Here is an 18,175-nt window from a genome sequence, read left to right as displayed (position 1 = left end):
CAAGTAATGTTATACAAAAGAAGTAGTCAGCTTTTTGCTGAAGCAGAACAAGTAATTCCTGGTGGTGTCAATTCACCTGTGAGAGCATTCAAAGCCGTAGGAGGAACACCTATTTTTGTAAAAAGTGCCAAGGGAGCCTACTTATATGATGAGGACGGAAATCGTTTAATTGATTATATCAATTCATGGGGGCCAATGATTTTGGGACACGCTTTTGAGCCGGTTGTAAATGCCGTGATCGAAAAAGCCAAACTTGGAACATCTTTCGGTATGCCAACAGAATTGGAAACACAAATTGCAGCTTTGGCGGTGGCCATGGTACCCAATATTGATAAAATTCGTTTTGTGAATTCAGGTACAGAAGCATGTATGAGCGCCATTCGTCTTGCTCGTGGATTTACCAAAAGAGATAAAATTATCAAGTTTGCGGGTTGTTATCACGGACATTCAGATTCATTTTTAATTCAAGCGGGTAGTGGTGCGATTACATTTGGTTCACCAAACAGTCCAGGTGTTACAGCAGGAACAGCCAAAGATACTTTGCTAGCGACATATAATGATTTAGAAAACGTAAAGGCAGTCATTGAAGCCAATAAAAATGAAATTGCAGCCATTATAGTAGAGCCTGTGGCTGGAAATATGGGGTGTATTCCGCCAGTAAATGGATTCTTAGAAGGATTGAGAACGTTGTGTACCGAAAACGGAATCTTACTTATTTTTGATGAGGTGATGACTGGTTTTAGATTGGCAAAAGGTGGTGTACAAGAATTATTCGATGTTGATGCAGATATTGTTTGTTTTGGAAAAGTTATCGGTGGTGGTTTGCCAGTAGGTGCTTTTGCTGCTCGTGCCGAAATTATGAATTATCTCGCACCTCTTGGTCCTGTTTATCAAGCAGGTACTTTGTCTGGAAATCCGTTGGCAATGGCGGCAGGATTAGCAATGTTGCAAACTTTGAATGAAGATGCAACTATTTTTCAACGACTAGAAGATAAAACAGCTTACCTAGCTGCAGGAATAGATAAAGTTTTGAAAGCAAATAAAGTAGTGTTTACCATCAATACAATTGGTTCGATGATATCGGTGCATTTTGATGCAAATCCTGTAGTCAATTTTAAATCTGCTGCCAATGGAGATAATGAAACTTTTAAGAAGTTTTTTCATGGTTTGTTGCAAGAGGGGATTTATATCGCACCATCTGCATACGAAACTTGGTTTATTACCGATGCACTTACGTATGAAGATTTAGATTTTACCATTCAAGCAATTGATAAAGTATCAAAAACTTTTTAGCTTACTAATGAAAAAACTTCCGGTAATACCGGAAGTTTTTTCATTAGTAAGCATTTTGAATTTAATTATTCTTCTGATTCATCAGCTGCATTTTTCTTTTTTCCTTCTCCATGACCTTTACCTTTTCCTGTAGTACCTTTCCACTTTTCGAATTGCTCAGGGGTTAAAATTCCTTTAAATTTTTTCCCGTTTTCTTTCATTTTAACTTTATTTTCTTCTTTAGTTTCGGGGTTTTCTTTAATCGCTTTCTTAATTGATGTTTGCTCTTCAAGAACTGGTATCAATTGCTTTTGCTGGTCTGCATTCAATGATAACTCTTCAGTCATTTTTTTAAGGCGCATTTCGGTGCTTACTTCGTGACCTTTTTTCTTTTTTCCTTCTTGTGCAAATCCTGTAATTCCAATTGCTAATAAAGCAACAATAATTAATTTTTTCATTCTAATTGTTTTAAGTTGTTTGTTTTAGATTAGACGATTGAAGGTTTGAAAGGTTTAATGATTAAGTTTTATTTAACAAATTTGTTATCATTTAGAGAATTAGCTTCAAAAAAAAAATCTCGCTATAAAACGAGATTTTATTAAAATAAAAAAAAATGATTAGTGAGTTAAAGCATCTTTTTCAGCTTTTGCTTTTTCTTGAAATTCTTTTCTTAATTTTTTTTGTTCAGGAGTTAAAATACCATTGATTTTTTTTCCTATTTCTTTAGCTTTATCCTTATTTGCATCTACATTATCTGGATTTTCTTTGTTGTCTTTTTGAAGAGCAGCTTGTTCTTCAAAAATTGGTTTTAATTGTGCTTGCTGGTCAGCTGTTAATGATAATTCAGTTGTCATCTTGTCTAGCATCTTTTCAGCTCCATTTTTCTTTTGAGCAAATCCAGTTAAACTTGCAACTAATAAAGCTGCGATAAATAATTTTTTCATTTTTGTTTTTGTGTTTTCAGTTATTGATTTTTCATTCGAATATGTTATTTTTCATTCATCTAAAAATCGGGATAAATGTATTGATATTTTGAATTGAAAAATTAAAATAGGTGTTAATTTTTTATTTTATAAATTATGATAATTTGTAGGTTTATTTTGTTTGTTATTCAATTTTATTTGTGTTTAGTTTAGTTTTTTGTGTTTATTTATGCATTTATCGAATAATATTTAATCCATATTGTTATTGGTTGTTAAAAAAAGTAAAATTTCACTTTTTGCTTTAACATATAAAAATGTTTTATATGTTAAAGTTGGTGCTCTTATTTTATAAATGTATTTTTGCGGCTTGAAAAAAGTCGTAATCATATTAATCCTTTTTGTTCTAGCAAAACCATTTTTGCCGGTAGTAGATTATATTGTAAATTACGATTATATTTCAAAAGTACTTTGTGAAAATAAAGCAAAGCCAGCACTTCATTGTAATGGTAAGTGTCATTTGATGAAGGAACTTTCTAAAGCTGCAGACGAGAATCAACAAAAAACTTCCGATAAGAAACAAAATTTAAAACCAACAGGAGAACTTTTCTTAGAGGACTTAAGTGTTTTTGTTTTCGATAAATCAATTTTGATAGTCAGACAAAAGAATACAGCTTTATATCTTAATTTTTATTCCTACATAGATACCGCATTGGTATTTCACCCTCCCATTTCATAATTTAATTTTTAGGATAATTGCGACTTGTGCTCTTTTATGAATATTTCATAAAAAAGGGTAGATTGTGCGCAAAAATAATTCAACATTAAATTAAATTACGAAATAAAATAAAAATGAAAAATACAATATATAAGGGTTTAGCAGTTTTGGCAGTAAGTATATTAACGGTTTCTTGTTCAAATGATGATAAAGATCCTGTTTCGGGAATAGGAAACTTGGAAATAGAATACGATCAGTCTTTTGGTTCTAATGATTTGATTTTAAACTCTCAAACTTATACTTCATCAAATAATGAAGTCTTAAAAATAAGTACAATAAAATATATTGTTAGTAATATAGTATTGACAAAATCGGATGGTACAGAATTTATCTATCCAAAAAGTGATAGCTACTTTATAATTGATGAGTCTAGCACAGACGGACAAGTTATTACCCTTAAAGGAATTCCTGCTGGCGATTATACCAATGTTAAATTTGGAATAGGAGTTGATAAGGAACAATATGACCTAGGTCTTACAGGTCAAGGGGATCTTTATACAAGAGCACAAGCTGCAGGGTTAACGTGGACTTGGTCTGCAGGTTACAAATACTTAGCTTTTGAGGGGACTTTTACGTCTCCAACAGTGACTACTGATACTGCATTTATGATTCATAACGGTCAATCAACAGGAAATTATAATTACGCTGAGGTTAGTCTTGCTTTACCTACCAAAGCACAAGTAAGAACTACTGTAACTCCAGAGATTCATTTATTTGTTGATGTTGATAAAATAATTGACGGTTCTACAAAATTTAAACTTAGTGATAATCCCATGATTATGGGAGGGAGTGATTTAGTAAATATTACTAAAAATATTACTGAAATGTTTACTGTAGCACACGTTCATAACGACTAATTTATTTTTATAATAATTTTACTTGACCATGGATGTAAGTTCTATATCCATGGGTAAAGTATAATTTAAAACAAATAGGATGAAATTTAAAATTTTATTTTTCGTTTTGTTGTTAACGGTAGTTAGTTGTACAGATAATGATGATAATGAATATCAAGATATTCCTTTGGCATTTCAAATCCCATCCAATTTTCCTGCATTAGCCTATAATATTAGTCTGAATCCACCCACTGAAAAAGGTTTTGAATTAGGTAAAAAGCTTTTTTATGATGGTAGATTGTCTTCGGATGGATTAATTTCATGTGGGTTTTGTCATGAGCAAGCAACTGCGTTTACGCATCACGGCCATACCTTTAGTCATGGTGTTAACAATGAAATTGGAACAAGAAATACACCTTCTATTCAAAACTTGGCTTTTCAAAATATATTTATGTATGATGGGGCAGCACCAAATTTGGATGTACAACCTATAATTCCTTTATTAAGCCAAATAGAAATGAATGGTGATTTGACGACCATTATGGCAATGATGAAAGCTGATGCAGACTATAAACGGTTGTTCAAACAAGCATTTGAAAATGGTGAAATTAATGCCGAAAATATGCTTAAAGCTATGTCACAATTTATGGTTATGATGATGTCATCCAACTCTAGATTTGATAAGTTCAGAAGAAATGAAACTGGTGGAGCATTTACCTCAGATGAGCAAGCAGGTTATACTGTTTTTAATGCTAAATGTGCTTCGTGCCATGCGACAGATTTAATGACAGATCATAGTTTTAGAAATAATGGTTTGGCTTTGAATCCAAAAATAAATGATGTAGGGAGGTACCGCGTAACCGAAATTGCTACTGATTATTACAAATTCAAAGTGCCTAGCTTACGCAATGTTGACAAAACGGCTCCGTATATGCACGATGGACGTTTTGGGACTCTTGATGCTGTTTTGGATCATTATAGTTCAGGAGTTTTACTTTCGGCTACATTAGATCCTTTACTCAATCAAAACGGAAAGCTAGGTATCTCGCTTTCTACAATAGAAAAAGACCAATTAATTCTTTTTCTCAAAACATTAACTGATGATCAATACTTAACCGATAGACGTTTCGGTGAAAATTAAACAGTATGAAAAATAAAATTCTTTTATTAGTTATCCTTGTGGGCCAACATATAATTGCGACACCACTTCCAAAAAATAAAATAAGTCAGTTTACTTTCCAGAAAATGCAATTAGAAGCATCTATGATGGAAGAAGATTGTGATGCTTGTGGATGTTCTGCAGCGGGCGGAAGCATGGGTTTCAGCTCCATGTTGAACAATAACTTTGTTGGAGTGCGCTATTTTTATCAAAGTTATACCAGTAGAGATGGGGATTTTAATAATTCGCCTTGGATTGACGAAAATTTTCATACCACTCAAATTTGGGCACGTATTCCAATTGGATCAAAAATTCAATTAACGGCACTACTACCATATCAAGATCATACTAGGCAGTATGCGGCTGGTCCAGAGAATATTAGTGGTTTGGGAGATGTTACTATAATGGCTACCTATACCGTGCTAGAAAGTATAAAAGATTCTGTTGTCTTGTACAATCGTGTGCAATTGGGTGGTGGTTTTAAATTACCAACTGGTAAATTTGATGCTATAAGCAACACGGGTTCTGTAAATCAAGGGTTTCAAGTAGGGACGGGGAGTTTGGACTATTTGTTGCTTGCTGAACATCAATTGAGTTGGGGTAAATGGGGGCTTAATACAATGATTAATTATAATATCAAATCCGAAAATAAAAAGGATTATAAATACGGAAATCAATTCAACTACGGATCAACTTTATTTTATATGTTAAAATCAGATCGTATGACCTATGTGCCACAACTTGGGATAGCTGGTGAAGTCTATAAAACCAATTGGCAACGTGGTCAAAAATTACCAAACACGGCAGGTGATATATTCTTTAGTAAAATTGGAGTAGAAATCGGGCGTGATAAATTCAGTTTTGGAGTAAATGTTATGTTGCCTATCAATCAAAATTTGGCAAGCGGCTTAATGAAATCCAATTATCGATTGGGAGTAAACCTGAACTACTCATTATAAATGAATTTTGTAAATGCAAAAAAAAATCCTGTAAAGTCAAATTGAAATTACAGGATTTTTTTATTAAAAATATAATCAGAAGTACTATTGTATTAAGTAACTATTGTTTTTAAAGTGAATTTCGTATGATTAAAGAAGAACGATTTTCGATTTGATCTTTTTTATCAGTCAGAATCATTTGGACTACAATTCTCCCCATTTCTTCAAAATTGGTTGAAATAGTGGTTATGCCATTTCCAACAATTTTTTTTAATGGAGTTTCGTTATACGATATTACGCCAAAATCTTCCCCTATTTTGAAACCCTGAACTTTGGATTTTTCGATTACACTTACCAGATCACGATCATTTGGGATAATATAAACTTCGCCTTTGTGGATTTTTCGGGTTTTAAATTCGAGTATTACTTCATATTCAAATTGGTAATCAATACAAAACTTTTCAAAACCGATTTTCATTCCTATGGGTTCTTTAAAGCCAGGGAATATCATTATTAATTTATTGTATTTTTTTAATCTATTTTTTCCTTTGATTAGACCGTCGTAAATATTTTTAGTGAAATTTTGATATACACCTGGATAAGTTCTGAGCTCTTTATTAGTTTGGTCTAATATATATACATCATTAACTGGTAGGGTTTTAATAAAGGTACTCGCATTTGGTAAACTGGTAGGCATAATTATGTATTTGGTGTAGTTTCCATTAGCGTCATCGATTAGTTTTTCGAATACCTTACTGTTAAAATGATGAAAAAATATATCTATTTGTGCGTTTTTACCTATATTTAGTAAGATGGAATTATATAGGTCTTCTTTAAAAATATTTAATTCGTCAAACAAGAGGAAGATTTTTTGCTGGATAGATACTTGGGTACTTCTAATATAATAGCCTTTTCCTGGTATAGCATAGATAATTCCACGTTTTTTTAATTCGTCATATGCTTGTAAAACAGTATCTCTTGAAAGAGAGAATTCAATGCATACTTTGTTGATAGAGGGGAGTTTATCTTCTTTTTTTAGTTTTCCGTTATCGATGGTTCTTTCGATGGAAATAATGATTTGTTTATATTTAGGAATACCTGAATTATTTTCGATGGCAATTAGCTTCATAAAGATATTTTTGTGCAATATAATAAAAACTGGTAGGTACTGGTGTGTAGATGTGAAATATTATCTTAAATTTGTTTTCAGTATTTAATAAAAATAAAATGGAAATTAAACATATATCGCAATTTACTCCTAATTTTGTAATCAAATCATTTGGTTCTACTGCAAAAGGTCAAGTTGTTGATTCTTGCGAATTGACGAATAAAAATGGTGTTACAATTCAAGTTATTTCTTTAGGTGCCACTTTAACATCTTTGAAAATGCCATTAAAAAATGGTGATGTGGTAGATGTTGTTTTGGGCTTTGATAACTTAGAATCTTATATTAAATCCTTTGAGATAGAAGGAGCTCCTTATTTTGGTGCTATTGTCGGACGTTATGCAGGGAGGATTAAGGATAGTGTCTTTCAATTAAACGGAAAAAAAATCCAATTGAGTGCTAATAATTCAAATCATTCTTTGCACGGTGGAATCGATAATTTTAGTAGAAAAATTTGGACTATTAAAAATGTAAAGGCTGGGGAAAATCCATCGATTACGTTGACTTATTTTAGTATATCTGGTGAAGAAAATTATCCAGGAGATTTAAATGTAGAAATCACTTATACCTTAACTGAGGAAAATGAATTGGTTTTGGATTATTCTGCCACTACAACTGAAGATACTGTAATTAATTTGACACACCATACTTACTTTAATTTAGATGGTCATGAAGGTTCGGTTCTGAATCAAGAATTACAATTACCATCAAAGAAAACGGTTGAAATTACTAACGAAGGGGTACCAACAGGAAAAATCATAGAGGTTGCCAATACAGAATTTGACTTTACCACAACTCGATCTTGTCCTGCGAGTATCGATAATAGTTTTGTAATTGATAATAATGAAGTTGTTGTGGCAACATTAAAGAGTAGTAAAAATAACCTGAAAATGGAAGTGATTACCGATCAGCCCAGTGTACATATATATGTTGGCGGGAAAACGGATGTGATCCTTGAAAATAAAGATGCTGTAGAATACCATTCTCAAAGTGGAATATGTTTTGAAACCCAGAATTTTCCCGATGCTCCCAATCAATCTCAGTTTCCTAATGCAGTTTTAAAGCCATTGGAAACTTATAAACAAAAAACTATTTATAAATTACAAGAATTTTAATTTTTGTAGTTTTATAAAAACAGAATGTAAAATTTTAACTAACTTCAAATAGGATGATAATGAATGAGATTTTAATTAAAGACACTAAAGCATTTTATCAAAAAACATTTAATGCTGCCGCTGGAACAATAGTTCTTTCACCTGGAAGAATTAATATTATTGGAGAGCATATTGATTACAATGATGGATATGTTTTGCCAGCAGCAATTGATAAAATAATTTGTTTTGCTTTCGAAAAAAATAATACAAAAATTGCTAATATTCACGCTATTGACCTAGGGGAAAGTTTTGAAATTGATGTAACATCAAAACAAGAACTTACAGATAGTGTTTGGACAAATTACCTTCGTGGTGTTTTGAATCAATTACATCTAAAAGGATTCTCTCTTGAAGGTTTCAACTGTACTTTTAGCAGTAACATTCCTTCAGGTTCTGGTTTGTCTTCTTCTGCAGCTTTAGAATGTGGTTTTCTATACGGAATCAATGAACTATTTAATTTAGGGATTAAACCAATTGATATTGCATTGATGGGACAAAGCGCTGAACATTGGGTAGGAATCAATTGTGGGATCATGGATCAATTCTCTAGTGTAATGGGAGTAGAAAATAAAGTAATAAAAATTGACTGTAAAACTTTAGACTATACTTATCATGATGCGAATTTTGTTGATTATTCTTTGATCTTATTTGATAGTAATGTAAAACATTCCTTGTTTACATCTGAATATAATACACGTCGTATAGAATGTGGTGAAGGTTTGGATATTATAAAAGCAAATTATCCAGAGATTACAAGTTTTAGAGATTGCGATGTGAATCATGTAACAAGCCTACAATCTAAAATGACAGACAATGTATATAGAAGATGTTTATATGTTGTAAAAGAAATCAAAAGAGTTATGCAAGCTTGTGAAGCTTTGGATGGTGGAGATATTTTGACTTTAGGGAAATTAATGTTTGAAACGCATGATGGCCTATCTGTAAATTACGAAGTAAGTTGTTCCGAGTTAGACTATTTGGTAGGACTAGCAAAAGCAGAAGAAACTGTAATTGGGTCCAGATTAATGGGTGGAGGCTTTGGAGGTTGCACTATTACATTAGTTAAAAAGGGAAGCGAAGAAGCGGTAAAAGCGAAATTTTCTAAGTTATATTTAGATAAATTTGGAATTGAATTAAAAATACATGACGTAAAAGTATCAAACGGTACATCACTTTATAAAAACTAAAAGAAAATGAGAGATTTTGATATCAACGAAGATCCGCACAGAAGATACAATCCGTTAATTAACGAATGGGTTTTAGTTTCACCACACAGAGCAAAAAGACCATGGCAAGGACAAAAAGAAGCAATTGCCAATGATGAAAGACCAGAATATGATCCAGAATGTTACTTATGTCCAGGAAATGTAAGAGCAAATGGTGTTTCAAATGATGACTATAAAAGTGCTTTTGTATTTGAAAATGATTTTGCTGCTTTAAAACAAGAAGAACTTCATTTTGAGGATAATGGGAGTGATACTTTCTTTAAAGCAAAGCCGGAAAAAGGAATTTCAAAGGTAGTTTGTTTCTCGCCAAAGCACAATTTGACTTTACCAGAAATGGATTTAGCCACGATTGAAGACGTAATTAAAACTTGGCAGAGAGAGTATACAGAACTTGGTGCAATTGACTACATTAACCACGTACAGATTTTTGAGAATAAAGGGAGCGTAATGGGATGTAGTAATCCACATCCTCACGGTCAAATTTGGGCGCAATCTTCTTTGCCAACTCAAGTAGAGAAAACTCAAAACAACCTTCTAGATTACTACAAGAAACACGGTAGTAACCTGTTAGTTGATTATTTGCAAAAAGAATTATTATTGGGTGAACGTATTGTTGTAGAAAACGAACATTTTGCAGCTCTTGTTCCTTTTTGGGCAGTTTGGCCTTTTGAGACAATGATTATCAGTAAACGTCATGTGACTAAGATTAGCGATTTTACAGCTGATGAAGTTGCTGCTTATGCTATGATTTTGAAAAGTTTAACAGTGAGGTATGATAACCTCTTTGAAACTTCATTTCCATATTCATCAGGTATTCACCAAGCTCCAACAGATGGTAAAGACCACCCAGAATGGCAATTTCACATGCATTTTTATCCACCTTTGTTGCGTTCAGCTTCAGTTAAAAAATTCATGGTAGGGTATGAAATGATGGGAGAGTCTCAGAGAGATATTACAGCAGAAAAAAGTGCTCAGATGCTTAGAGACTTATCAGAAGTTCATTATAAAATTAAATAATCATGTAGTAAGTTTGTCGTCATTGCAATTTATTTGGAATGACGATAAATGAATTATATACGACAGTAAAAATAAATAAAGAACAAAATATGAAAATATTAGTAACAGGTGGTTTAGGGTTCATTGGGTCTCATACAGTAGTTGAATTGCAAAATGAAGGCTATGAGGTAGTTATTATAGATAACCTATCAAATTCATCGGAGGATGTTATGAAAGGGATTGTAGCAATTACAGGAAAAACACCTATTTTTGAAAAATTAGATTTAAGAGAAAAAACTTCTGTTCAAAGTTTTTTTGAAAAGTATACCGATATTGAAGGTGTGATTCACTTTGCAGCATCAAAAGCTGTAGGTGAGAGTGTAACTGATCCATTATTGTATTATGAGAATAACATTGCGTCACTAATTTATTTATTACAAGAATTACAGAAAAAGGACGAGGCTAATTTTATTTTTAGTTCATCTTGTACTGTTTATGGTCAGGCCGATGTAATGCCAATTGATGAAAATGCTGCTATCAAGCCTGCAATGTCTCCTTATGGAAATACAAAGCAAATAGGAGAGGAAGTAATAACGGATGTTTCTAAAGTAAGTGGGATTAGTGCTATTTTGTTGCGTTATTTTAATCCAATTGGAGCGCATCCTTCTGGAGAAATTGGAGAATTACCAATTGGTGTTCCTCAAAACTTAGTGCCTTTTATAACTCAAACAGGAATTGGTTTGCGTAAAGAATTAATGGTTTATGGTGACGATTACCCTACTCCTGATGGAACTTGTATTCGTGATTACATTCATGTTGTAGATTTAGCAAAAGCTCATGTGGTAGCATTGCAACGTCTTTTGAATAAGAAAAATGCAGATAAGATAGAGATTTTTAACTTAGGTTCAGGTGTTGGAAGTTCTGTTCTTGAGGTAATTAAGAGTTTTGAAAAAACAAGCGGAAAACCTTTTCCTTATAAAATTGTTGATAGACGTGAAGGTGATGTGACGATGGCATATGCCAGTACGGATAAAGCAAATAATGTGTTAGGTTGGAAAACCAAATCTACACTTGACGAAGCAATTGACAGTGCTTGGAAATGGGAAACTAAAATTAGAAGTAATAAATAATTTTTCATTCAAATTATAGTATTTGAATCTTCATAAAATAAAAAAAATCCTCATATAGAACAAAAAGTTTTTTGTGTTATTACTCTCTGTATCATGTTTTGATATATGTCTTTTTGTTTAAAAATTCATAAACAATTAATACTGTGAAAGGGTGATTTTTTAAGCACTGTAAAATAGTATGTCGAGGTAAAATGTTACGTATAAAACTAAAAATTGAACTAAATAAAATTGAACTAAAAACTAAAAACCAAAAAAAATTATGGAGACAGGATTCGGATTTATTGATTACGCAGTCTTTACAGCTTATGCTGTTTTAATCTTAGGCGTTGGTCTATGGGTATCTCGAGATAAAGATGGAGAACAAAAAAATGCAGAAGATTACTTTTTGGCGAGTAAATCATTACCATGGTGGGCAATCGGTTCGTCTTTGATCGCAGCAAATATTTCTGCAGAACAATTTATTGGAATGTCAGGTTCTGGTTTTGCTTTAGGATTAGCAATTGCCTCTTATGAATGGATGGCTGCTTTTACTTTAATTATTGTGGGTAAGTATTTCTTGCCGATTTTTATCGAAAAAGGAATTTATACGATTCCTGAATTTGTTGAACAACGTTTCTCTACCAATCTTAAAACTATTTTAGCTGTTTTTTGGATTGCTTTATACGTATTTGTTAATCTTACTACAGTCTTATATTTAGGTGGTTTAGCCATTCAAACTATTTTGGGTGTAGATATGATGTATGCCATTGTTGGTTTAGCACTTTTTTCTGCAGCTTACTCTTTGTATGGTGGTTTATCAGCAGTTGCTTGGACGGATGTTATTCAAGTTGTTTTCCTAGTTTTAGGTGGAATAGTGACAACATATTTAGCATTAAATACTGTTTCTGATGGTGCTGGTATGTGGGAAGGAATGAAAACTGTTTATCACGCTGCACCAGATCGTTTTGTGATGATTTTGGATGAGTCAAATCCAGAATACATGAACTTACCAGGTATTGGAGTTTTAGTAGGAGGTCTTTGGGTTGCAAATATCTACTATTGGGGTTTTAACCAATATATTATTCAAAGAACTTTGGCTGCAAAGTCTTTGCGTGAAGCTCAAAAAGGAATTTTATTAGCTGCATTTTTAAAATTACTAATTCCGTTTATCGTTGTAATCCCTGGAATTGCTGCCTATGTAATGGTAAATGATCCCGCAATTATGGAGAGATTAGGTGCTTCTGCTTTAGAAAACTTACCAGGTATTGGTAGTGCAGATAGAGCATATCCTTGGTTGTTACATTTCTTGCCTTCTGGATTAAAAGGATTAGCTTTTGCTGCTCTTGCTGCTGCAATTGTATCCTCTTTGGCTTCAATGTTGAACTCTACGTCAACAATCTTTACAATGGATATATACAAACAATATATCAACCCAACTGCTAGTGACAAAGTTACTGTAAATGTAGGACGTCTTTCTGGTGCAGTTGCATTGGTTATTGCTGCAATAACAGCTCCACTTTTAGGAGGAATTGATCAAGCATTCCAATTTATTCAAGAATATACAGGGATTGTAAGTCCAGGTATTTTAGGGGTATTTTTACTCGGTTTGTTTTGGAAAAAAACAACTAATAAGGCTGCAATTTGGGGAGCTTTAGTTTCTATTCCAATTGCGTTGTTCTTTAAAATCGGTCCAAAAGGATGGATCGAAGGAGGTATGTTCCCTACTTTGCCATGGATGGATCAAATGGGATACACTACATTGTTAACAATGTTGGTGATTATTGTCTTAAGTTTGATTCAAAATAAAGGTCAAAATGATTCAAAAGGAATTCCTATTAGTAAAGAGTTTTTCAAAACAAGTCCACTATTCAATATTGGTTCCTTTGTTATACTGATATTAATAGCGGCAGCGTATGCATTCTTCTGGAAATAATAGAAATAATTTTTCATAAAAAAGGTCTCCTTGAATATTTCAAGGAGACCTTTTTTTTGGATGATTTTATTATGTAATCTAAATAACGATTTATCTATAAATGATCTTTTTTAAGTACCCTAAAAAAGAAATAGTACTAGGTATTAATAAGTGATAGTTGCTTTGAAAGTATTTTAATTATTTGAATGGATAACTTGCAATAGTAATAATCGTCTTGTATTTAAATAAGAACTTTGAAAATTAACTTTTTGACTTCTCCCTTTCCCATCATTGAAGCATGGCAATCTTCAGGGTAAAGGATGGTGAATTGATTATTTTTTAATTCAAAAAAAGTATCGGGACTGTCTTTCCAAAAACGTACATCTTTTTCTGAACTATAATCACCGTTTGGATGTGTACATTTTTCTCTAGGTTTCCAAGCATAAGTTTCCGGCCCATTAATACAAACTTGAATGTCTATATGTTTATCGTGGCATTCAAAGAACTGTAAAGCTTCTTCGGTATTATTATTTGCTTGGGCAGTATTTATGATAACACGCAAGCTTTCTGATATTTGTGTAATTCCATCGGGCAGGTTTGCAACATTGTTTTGTGCGATAAAATCAAAAGCAGTTTTGAAATTAGGGTTTAATTGGAAATATTTATCAGCATTTGTTAATGAATCTATTATCATAATATTTTTTTTTGAATTTATTTAAAGATAAGTTTTTTTGAATTTAACGAATATAGTTATGAATTTTAAATTAAAAAATAATATTTCAAATGTATTCGAACATGCAATTGCTAATTTATAGATAATAACTCAGTTTGAATTACTAAATTTGATAACAGAAATGAATTTAGACGCAAAAAAACAATAATTTAAAGAGCTAAGATTATTATAACAATTAAAGAGATTGCAAGACTTGCCAACGTTTCTACAGGAACAGTAGATAGAATTATTCACAAACGTGGGCAAGTGGCACAAGAAAATATTGATAAGGTGAATGCTATTATTAAAGAGCATGATTATAAACGAAATGTTTTTGCTAGTAATTTGGCCTTCAATAAAAGGTTTGTTTTTGCTGTTTTTCTACCCAAATATGATACAATAGAATATTGGAGAGCTCAAGTTCAGGGTATTGAAAAAGCAGAAGAGGAGTATCGTAATTTTGGAGTGATTTTAGAATATCATTTATATGATTTTGATTCTATTTCTTTTAAAGAAAAAGCAAAAGAGGTATTAAAGTCTACTTATGATGGAATTTTATTCACACCAACTTTTCATAAAGAATCGATCGATTTTTTGAATAAATGTGAACTTAAAAATGTACCTATTGTCATGGTTGATTCTAATATTGAAACGAAAGTTCAGCATACTTATATTGGTCAGGATGCTTTCAAAAGTGGCGTACTCGCTGGTAAATTAATCAGTTTGGTAGTCAAGGAAGAACATCAAGTTTTAATTGTTAAAATTACTCGTGAGATTGAAGCTACCTCTGTTTATTTGCAACGTATTGCAGGATTTTATTCTTTTTTTGAAAATAATAATAATTTAAATCATTTTAAGTTTAAAGAAGTTACTATCAAAGATTCTGGCGAAGAATTACTGACCATTGATATGTTTGCTACTATACAAAGTGTTTTTGTACCCAATTCTAGAGCTTATTTAGTAGCTAATTTTTTAGAAAAAAACAACATCATTGGCATTAGAATCATCGGCTACGATCTTTTAGATTTGAATAAAGAATATTTAAAAAAAGGAATGATTGAATTTTTAATTAATCAAAAACCGGAAATACAAGGTTTTACCGCTATAGCTTCTTTGTATAAGCAATTAGTACTTCAAGAATTCGTATTGGAAACGCAGTACATGCCACTTGAAATCATCGTTAAAGAGAATTTGCAGATGTGATTTTAAATTTGTTGCAGTTAAAAGGTGACTTCTAATTTTTGATGTTTTTTTTGTAATGATATAGTTCATCTAAATAGGATTTGAAACGAAGCTTAAAGAAAGTTTTAAAATTCTAATTCATTATATTATTAGATTAAATAGCTGTTTAAATCATAATGGGAATTGAAAATAAAATAATAAATATATTCTGGTAGTAGCGTGGAACAAATTTGGAAACTATACAATTGGTTTTTGAGAACCTGGACCATACAAAAACCGAAAGTTATAAGCGTGATATTTTACTAATTATAGAGTATTTTGAAATATTATTGAAATGAAAAAAGCTAAGTAAATCTTGATTTTTTTTTAGTTTAATTTAAAACGGTGTCAATCAGTGAAAAATGAAAACTCTTAAAATTAAATATCAATATGCATAGTTATTCAAAGTTTGTATCTTTGAAAAAAAACTTCAGATGAAACAATTTTTTCAAAAGACAACTCTACTTTTTTTTATTCTATTTTTAGTTTCTTGTAATTTTACAGAAAGTATTGATATACAAGATGATGGTTCAGGTAAATATGCTGTAGAAGTTGATGCCTCTGGCTTGCTAGCCATGGGTGGGGATAAAATTGGAGATAAAATTGGACTCAAAGGAGATAATAAGGTATTGGATTCTGTGATAAGTTTTAAGACTATTTTCGAAAATAAAAAGGATAGTATTGCACTATTAAGTCCAGAAAAGCAGGCCGCACTAAAAGGCTTGGAGAATACGGTGATGCACATGAAAATGGATCCTAATAAAAAAGAATTTTTAATTGCTATGAATTCTCCTTTTGAGAAGATTACCGAACTGCAAAATTTAATGGAAGGTTTTACCGTGTTGCAAGACTTAAAAAAATCAAAAACGAGCCAATCTAGTAAAAGTCCTTTTGGTGGAGGGTTTGGAGATAATAATTCAAAATTGAGTTTCTCATATGATGGGAAAACTTTTAGCCGAAATGTCGAGTTAATCAAAGAGAAACAAGTTGTGGCAGATTCAACGGGTATGTCCAAAATGTTGTTTGCGTCTTCAACTTATACATTAAAATACCATTTTCCAAAACCAGTAAAATCAACTTCAAATCCTGAAGCACTTTTTAGTGGGGATAGACAAACCATAACGGTGCGTTATCCATTTTCAGAATATATGGATAATCCAGAGAAGCTTAATCTTAATGTAGTCTTTGAATAAAATGAACAAATACGTCCAACTCCAAGATTTAGGTTGCCTTGATTACAAAGCTGCTTGGGAATACCAAGAAGAATTGTTTAAAGCCGTTGTGGATTTAAAAATTAAAAATAGAAGAGAAGAAACCGCTATAATAACACCTAATTATTTATTATTGGTGGAACATCCACATGTATATACCTTAGGGAAAAGTGGTGATTTGGGTAATCTATTGCTGTCAGAAAAACAATTGGAAGCTAAAGGAGCTACTTTTTATAAAATTAATCGTGGTGGAGACATTACCTATCATGGTCCTGGTCAAATTGTAGGATATCCCATTATTGATTTAGATAATTTCTTTACAGATATTCACAAATACCTACGTTTTCTTGAAGAGTCCATTATCTTAACGCTCCAAGAATATGGTTTGGAATGCGGTAGAAGTGAAGGAGAAACAGGTGTATGGCTTGGGGTTGGCACTCCTTTTGCGCGAAAAATTTGTGCTTTAGGTGTACGTGCTTCACGTTGGGTAACTATGCACGGATTTGCACTGAATGTCAATGTAGATTTAGGATATTTTGATAACATCATCCCTTGTGGGATAAGAGGTAAAGCAGTTACATCCTTAAATGTGGAATTGGGTATAGATAAAGTTGACGAACAAGAAGTGAAGAATAAAATTGTGAAGCATTTTAAAGCTTTGTTTGAGTGTGAAATTGTTTGATCAAATTTTAGATTTATTGCTAAGAAGGCTTGCTCTTTGAAGATAAGTTTATTGATAGTTCAAAAGTCAGGGATAATAGTGATAGGTTTGTTAAACTATATGTCCAATTTTAATTGCTCTGGTAAAAGCCTGAAGCTCATTCGGTGGTATTTTGTTGGTCCATATTTTCTAATGGCTTCACGATGTTCTTTAGTAGGATAGCCTTTGTTTTTTTTCCAATTGTACATCGGAAACTCTTCGTGAATTATATTCATATATTCATCTCTGTAGGTTTTGGCCAATACAGAAGCTGCTGCAATGCTCAAATATTTTGAATCTCCTTTAATAATGCTTTGATTCGGTATCGCTTTTAATTTTTCTATTTCCTCTTTTGTGAGTTTTTTTCCTGATTTACTTTTTTGCCCTATTTTTGCATTGATCGCTCTGTTTCCGTCCACGATAATATATTCGGGAGAAGGGTTGAGTTTTAAAATGCATTCTTGCATGGCTTTCATTGAAGAATTCAAGATGTTGATTTCATCAATTTCTTTAGGATACAAATGAGTAACAGCAAAAGTAACAGCTTTCGCTTCGATAAGAGGTTTTAATTTTTCTCGTACTTTTTCGGATAATTGCTTACTGTCGTTTAATATTTCATTTTCAAAATCCAATGGTAAAATAACTGCTGCTGCAGTTACAGGACCTGCAAGGCACCCACGTCCGGCTTCATCAGTTCCAGATTCTAAGATAAAAGTAGAGAATTGTCTTTTGAGCATAATTATAAATTTTGAAAAAACAAAGATTGCAATTTTTTAGTGAATTGGTACTCGATCAAGAAACAATAATCAGTTTACGACTTTCGTTAGTAATGGGGTCTTATTTGATAAGCTACTTTTAGGTTTGTT

General features: G+C 32.1%; 18 protein-coding genes. 13 read left to right on the top strand and 5 right to left on the bottom strand.

The features are described 5' to 3' along the window. Positions 1–6: 6 nt before the first annotated feature. Positions 7–1,293: a glutamate-1-semialdehyde 2,1-aminomutase gene (gene hemL, locus M2326_RS05015; protein WP_264618454.1), complete on the top strand. Its 1,287-nt coding sequence runs from the start codon at positions 7–9 to the stop codon at positions 1,291–1,293. Positions 1,294–1,358: 65 nt separating this feature from the next. On the opposite strand, the gene M2326_RS05010 is transcribed toward hemL, so the two are convergent. Further along, positions 1,359–1,730: a hypothetical protein gene (locus tag M2326_RS05010; protein ID WP_264618453.1), complete on the bottom strand. Its 372-nt coding sequence runs from the start codon at positions 1,728–1,730 to the stop codon at positions 1,359–1,361. A 159-nt stretch (positions 1,731–1,889) separates the two neighbouring features. Continuing rightward, entirely contained in the window at positions 1,890–2,216 is a 327-nt protein-coding gene (locus tag M2326_RS05005; RefSeq protein ID WP_264618452.1) for a hypothetical protein, read from the bottom strand. Positions 2,217–2,562: 346 nt separating this feature from the next. Here M2326_RS05005 and M2326_RS05000 point away from each other — a divergent pair, with 346 nt between their 5' ends. The 4 genes from M2326_RS05000 (at position 2,563) to M2326_RS04985 (ending at position 5,924) form a co-directional block, all read left to right on the top strand. Beyond that, positions 2,563–2,931, top strand: a complete 369-nt coding sequence (locus tag M2326_RS05000; RefSeq protein WP_264618451.1) for a hypothetical protein — start codon at positions 2,563–2,565, stop codon at positions 2,929–2,931. A 113-nt stretch (positions 2,932–3,044) separates the two neighbouring features. After that, positions 3,045–3,827, top strand: coding sequence for an MbnP family protein (locus tag M2326_RS04995; RefSeq protein WP_264618450.1), 783 nt, complete (start codon positions 3,045–3,047; stop codon positions 3,825–3,827). A 79-nt stretch (positions 3,828–3,906) separates the two neighbouring features. Further along, entirely contained in the window at positions 3,907–4,947 is a 1,041-nt protein-coding gene (locus tag M2326_RS04990; protein ID WP_264618449.1) for a cytochrome-c peroxidase, read from the top strand. A gap of 5 nt (positions 4,948–4,952) precedes the next feature. Continuing rightward, complete coding sequence (locus tag M2326_RS04985; RefSeq protein ID WP_264618448.1) at positions 4,953–5,924, top strand: transporter; 972 nt, start codon at positions 4,953–4,955, stop codon at positions 5,922–5,924. A gap of 109 nt (positions 5,925–6,033) precedes the next feature. On the opposite strand, the gene M2326_RS04980 is transcribed toward M2326_RS04985, so the two are convergent. Continuing rightward, the gene (locus M2326_RS04980; protein WP_264618447.1) at positions 6,034–7,032 is read right to left on the bottom strand and encodes a GntR family transcriptional regulator; all 999 of its coding nucleotides are present in this window, start codon (positions 7,030–7,032) and stop codon (positions 6,034–6,036) included. A gap of 98 nt (positions 7,033–7,130) precedes the next feature. On the opposite strand from M2326_RS04980, the gene M2326_RS04975 reads away from it, so the two are divergent. From M2326_RS04975 to M2326_RS04955, 5 genes are all read left to right on the top strand, one after another. Continuing rightward, positions 7,131–8,183 carry an aldose epimerase family protein gene (locus tag M2326_RS04975; protein WP_264618446.1) on the top strand — a complete coding sequence of 351 codons (1,053 nt, stop codon included), beginning with the start codon at positions 7,131–7,133 and terminating at the stop codon, positions 8,181–8,183. A gap of 59 nt (positions 8,184–8,242) precedes the next feature. Then, positions 8,243–9,409 carry a galactokinase gene (gene galK, locus M2326_RS04970; protein ID WP_264618445.1) on the top strand — a complete coding sequence of 389 codons (1,167 nt, stop codon included), beginning with the start codon at positions 8,243–8,245 and terminating at the stop codon, positions 9,407–9,409. Positions 9,410–9,415: 6 nt separating this feature from the next. Continuing rightward, positions 9,416–10,465, top strand: coding sequence for a UDP-glucose--hexose-1-phosphate uridylyltransferase (locus M2326_RS04965; RefSeq protein ID WP_264618444.1), 1,050 nt, complete (start codon positions 9,416–9,418; stop codon positions 10,463–10,465). 89 nt (positions 10,466–10,554) lie between these two features. Next, the gene (gene galE / locus M2326_RS04960; RefSeq protein WP_264618443.1) at positions 10,555–11,574 is read left to right on the top strand and encodes a UDP-glucose 4-epimerase GalE; all 1,020 of its coding nucleotides are present in this window, start codon (positions 10,555–10,557) and stop codon (positions 11,572–11,574) included. A 259-nt stretch (positions 11,575–11,833) separates the two neighbouring features. After that, positions 11,834–13,486, top strand: a complete 1,653-nt coding sequence (locus tag M2326_RS04955; RefSeq protein ID WP_264618442.1) for a sodium/sugar symporter — start codon at positions 11,834–11,836, stop codon at positions 13,484–13,486. 220 nt (positions 13,487–13,706) lie between these two features. Here M2326_RS04955 and M2326_RS04950 read toward each other — a convergent pair whose 3' ends face one another. Next, complete coding sequence (locus M2326_RS04950) at positions 13,707–14,159, bottom strand: NanQ anomerase/TabA/YiaL family protein (protein WP_264618441.1); 453 nt, start codon at positions 14,157–14,159, stop codon at positions 13,707–13,709. A 201-nt stretch (positions 14,160–14,360) separates the two neighbouring features. Between M2326_RS04950 and M2326_RS04945 the strand changes: the two genes are divergently transcribed. The 3 genes from M2326_RS04945 (at position 14,361) to lipB (ending at position 17,291) form a co-directional block, all read left to right on the top strand. After that, positions 14,361–15,380, top strand: coding sequence for a substrate-binding domain-containing protein (locus tag M2326_RS04945; RefSeq protein WP_319800822.1), 1,020 nt, complete (start codon positions 14,361–14,363; stop codon positions 15,378–15,380). A 452-nt stretch (positions 15,381–15,832) separates the two neighbouring features. Further along, the gene (locus tag M2326_RS04940) at positions 15,833–16,591 is read left to right on the top strand and encodes a hypothetical protein (protein ID WP_264618440.1); all 759 of its coding nucleotides are present in this window, start codon (positions 15,833–15,835) and stop codon (positions 16,589–16,591) included. A 1-nt stretch (position 16,592) separates the two neighbouring features. Continuing rightward, on the top strand, positions 16,593–17,291 hold the full coding sequence (gene lipB, locus M2326_RS04935) for a lipoyl(octanoyl) transferase LipB (RefSeq protein WP_264618439.1): 699 nt from the start codon (positions 16,593–16,595) through the stop codon (positions 17,289–17,291). 95 nt (positions 17,292–17,386) lie between these two features. Here the strand turns inward: lipB and M2326_RS04930 are convergent, their stop codons facing one another. After that, positions 17,387–18,046 carry a ribonuclease HII gene (locus M2326_RS04930; protein WP_264618438.1) on the bottom strand — a complete coding sequence of 220 codons (660 nt, stop codon included), beginning with the start codon at positions 18,044–18,046 and terminating at the stop codon, positions 17,387–17,389. Positions 18,047–18,175: the final 129 nt, after the last annotated feature.

The organism is Flavobacterium psychraerolatum (assembly GCF_025960985.1).
Lineage (GTDB): Bacteria > Bacteroidota > Bacteroidia > Flavobacteriales > Flavobacteriaceae > Flavobacterium.
The sequence above is the reverse complement of the archived record's forward strand: the minus strand, read 5'-3'. Positions and strand labels throughout refer to the sequence as shown.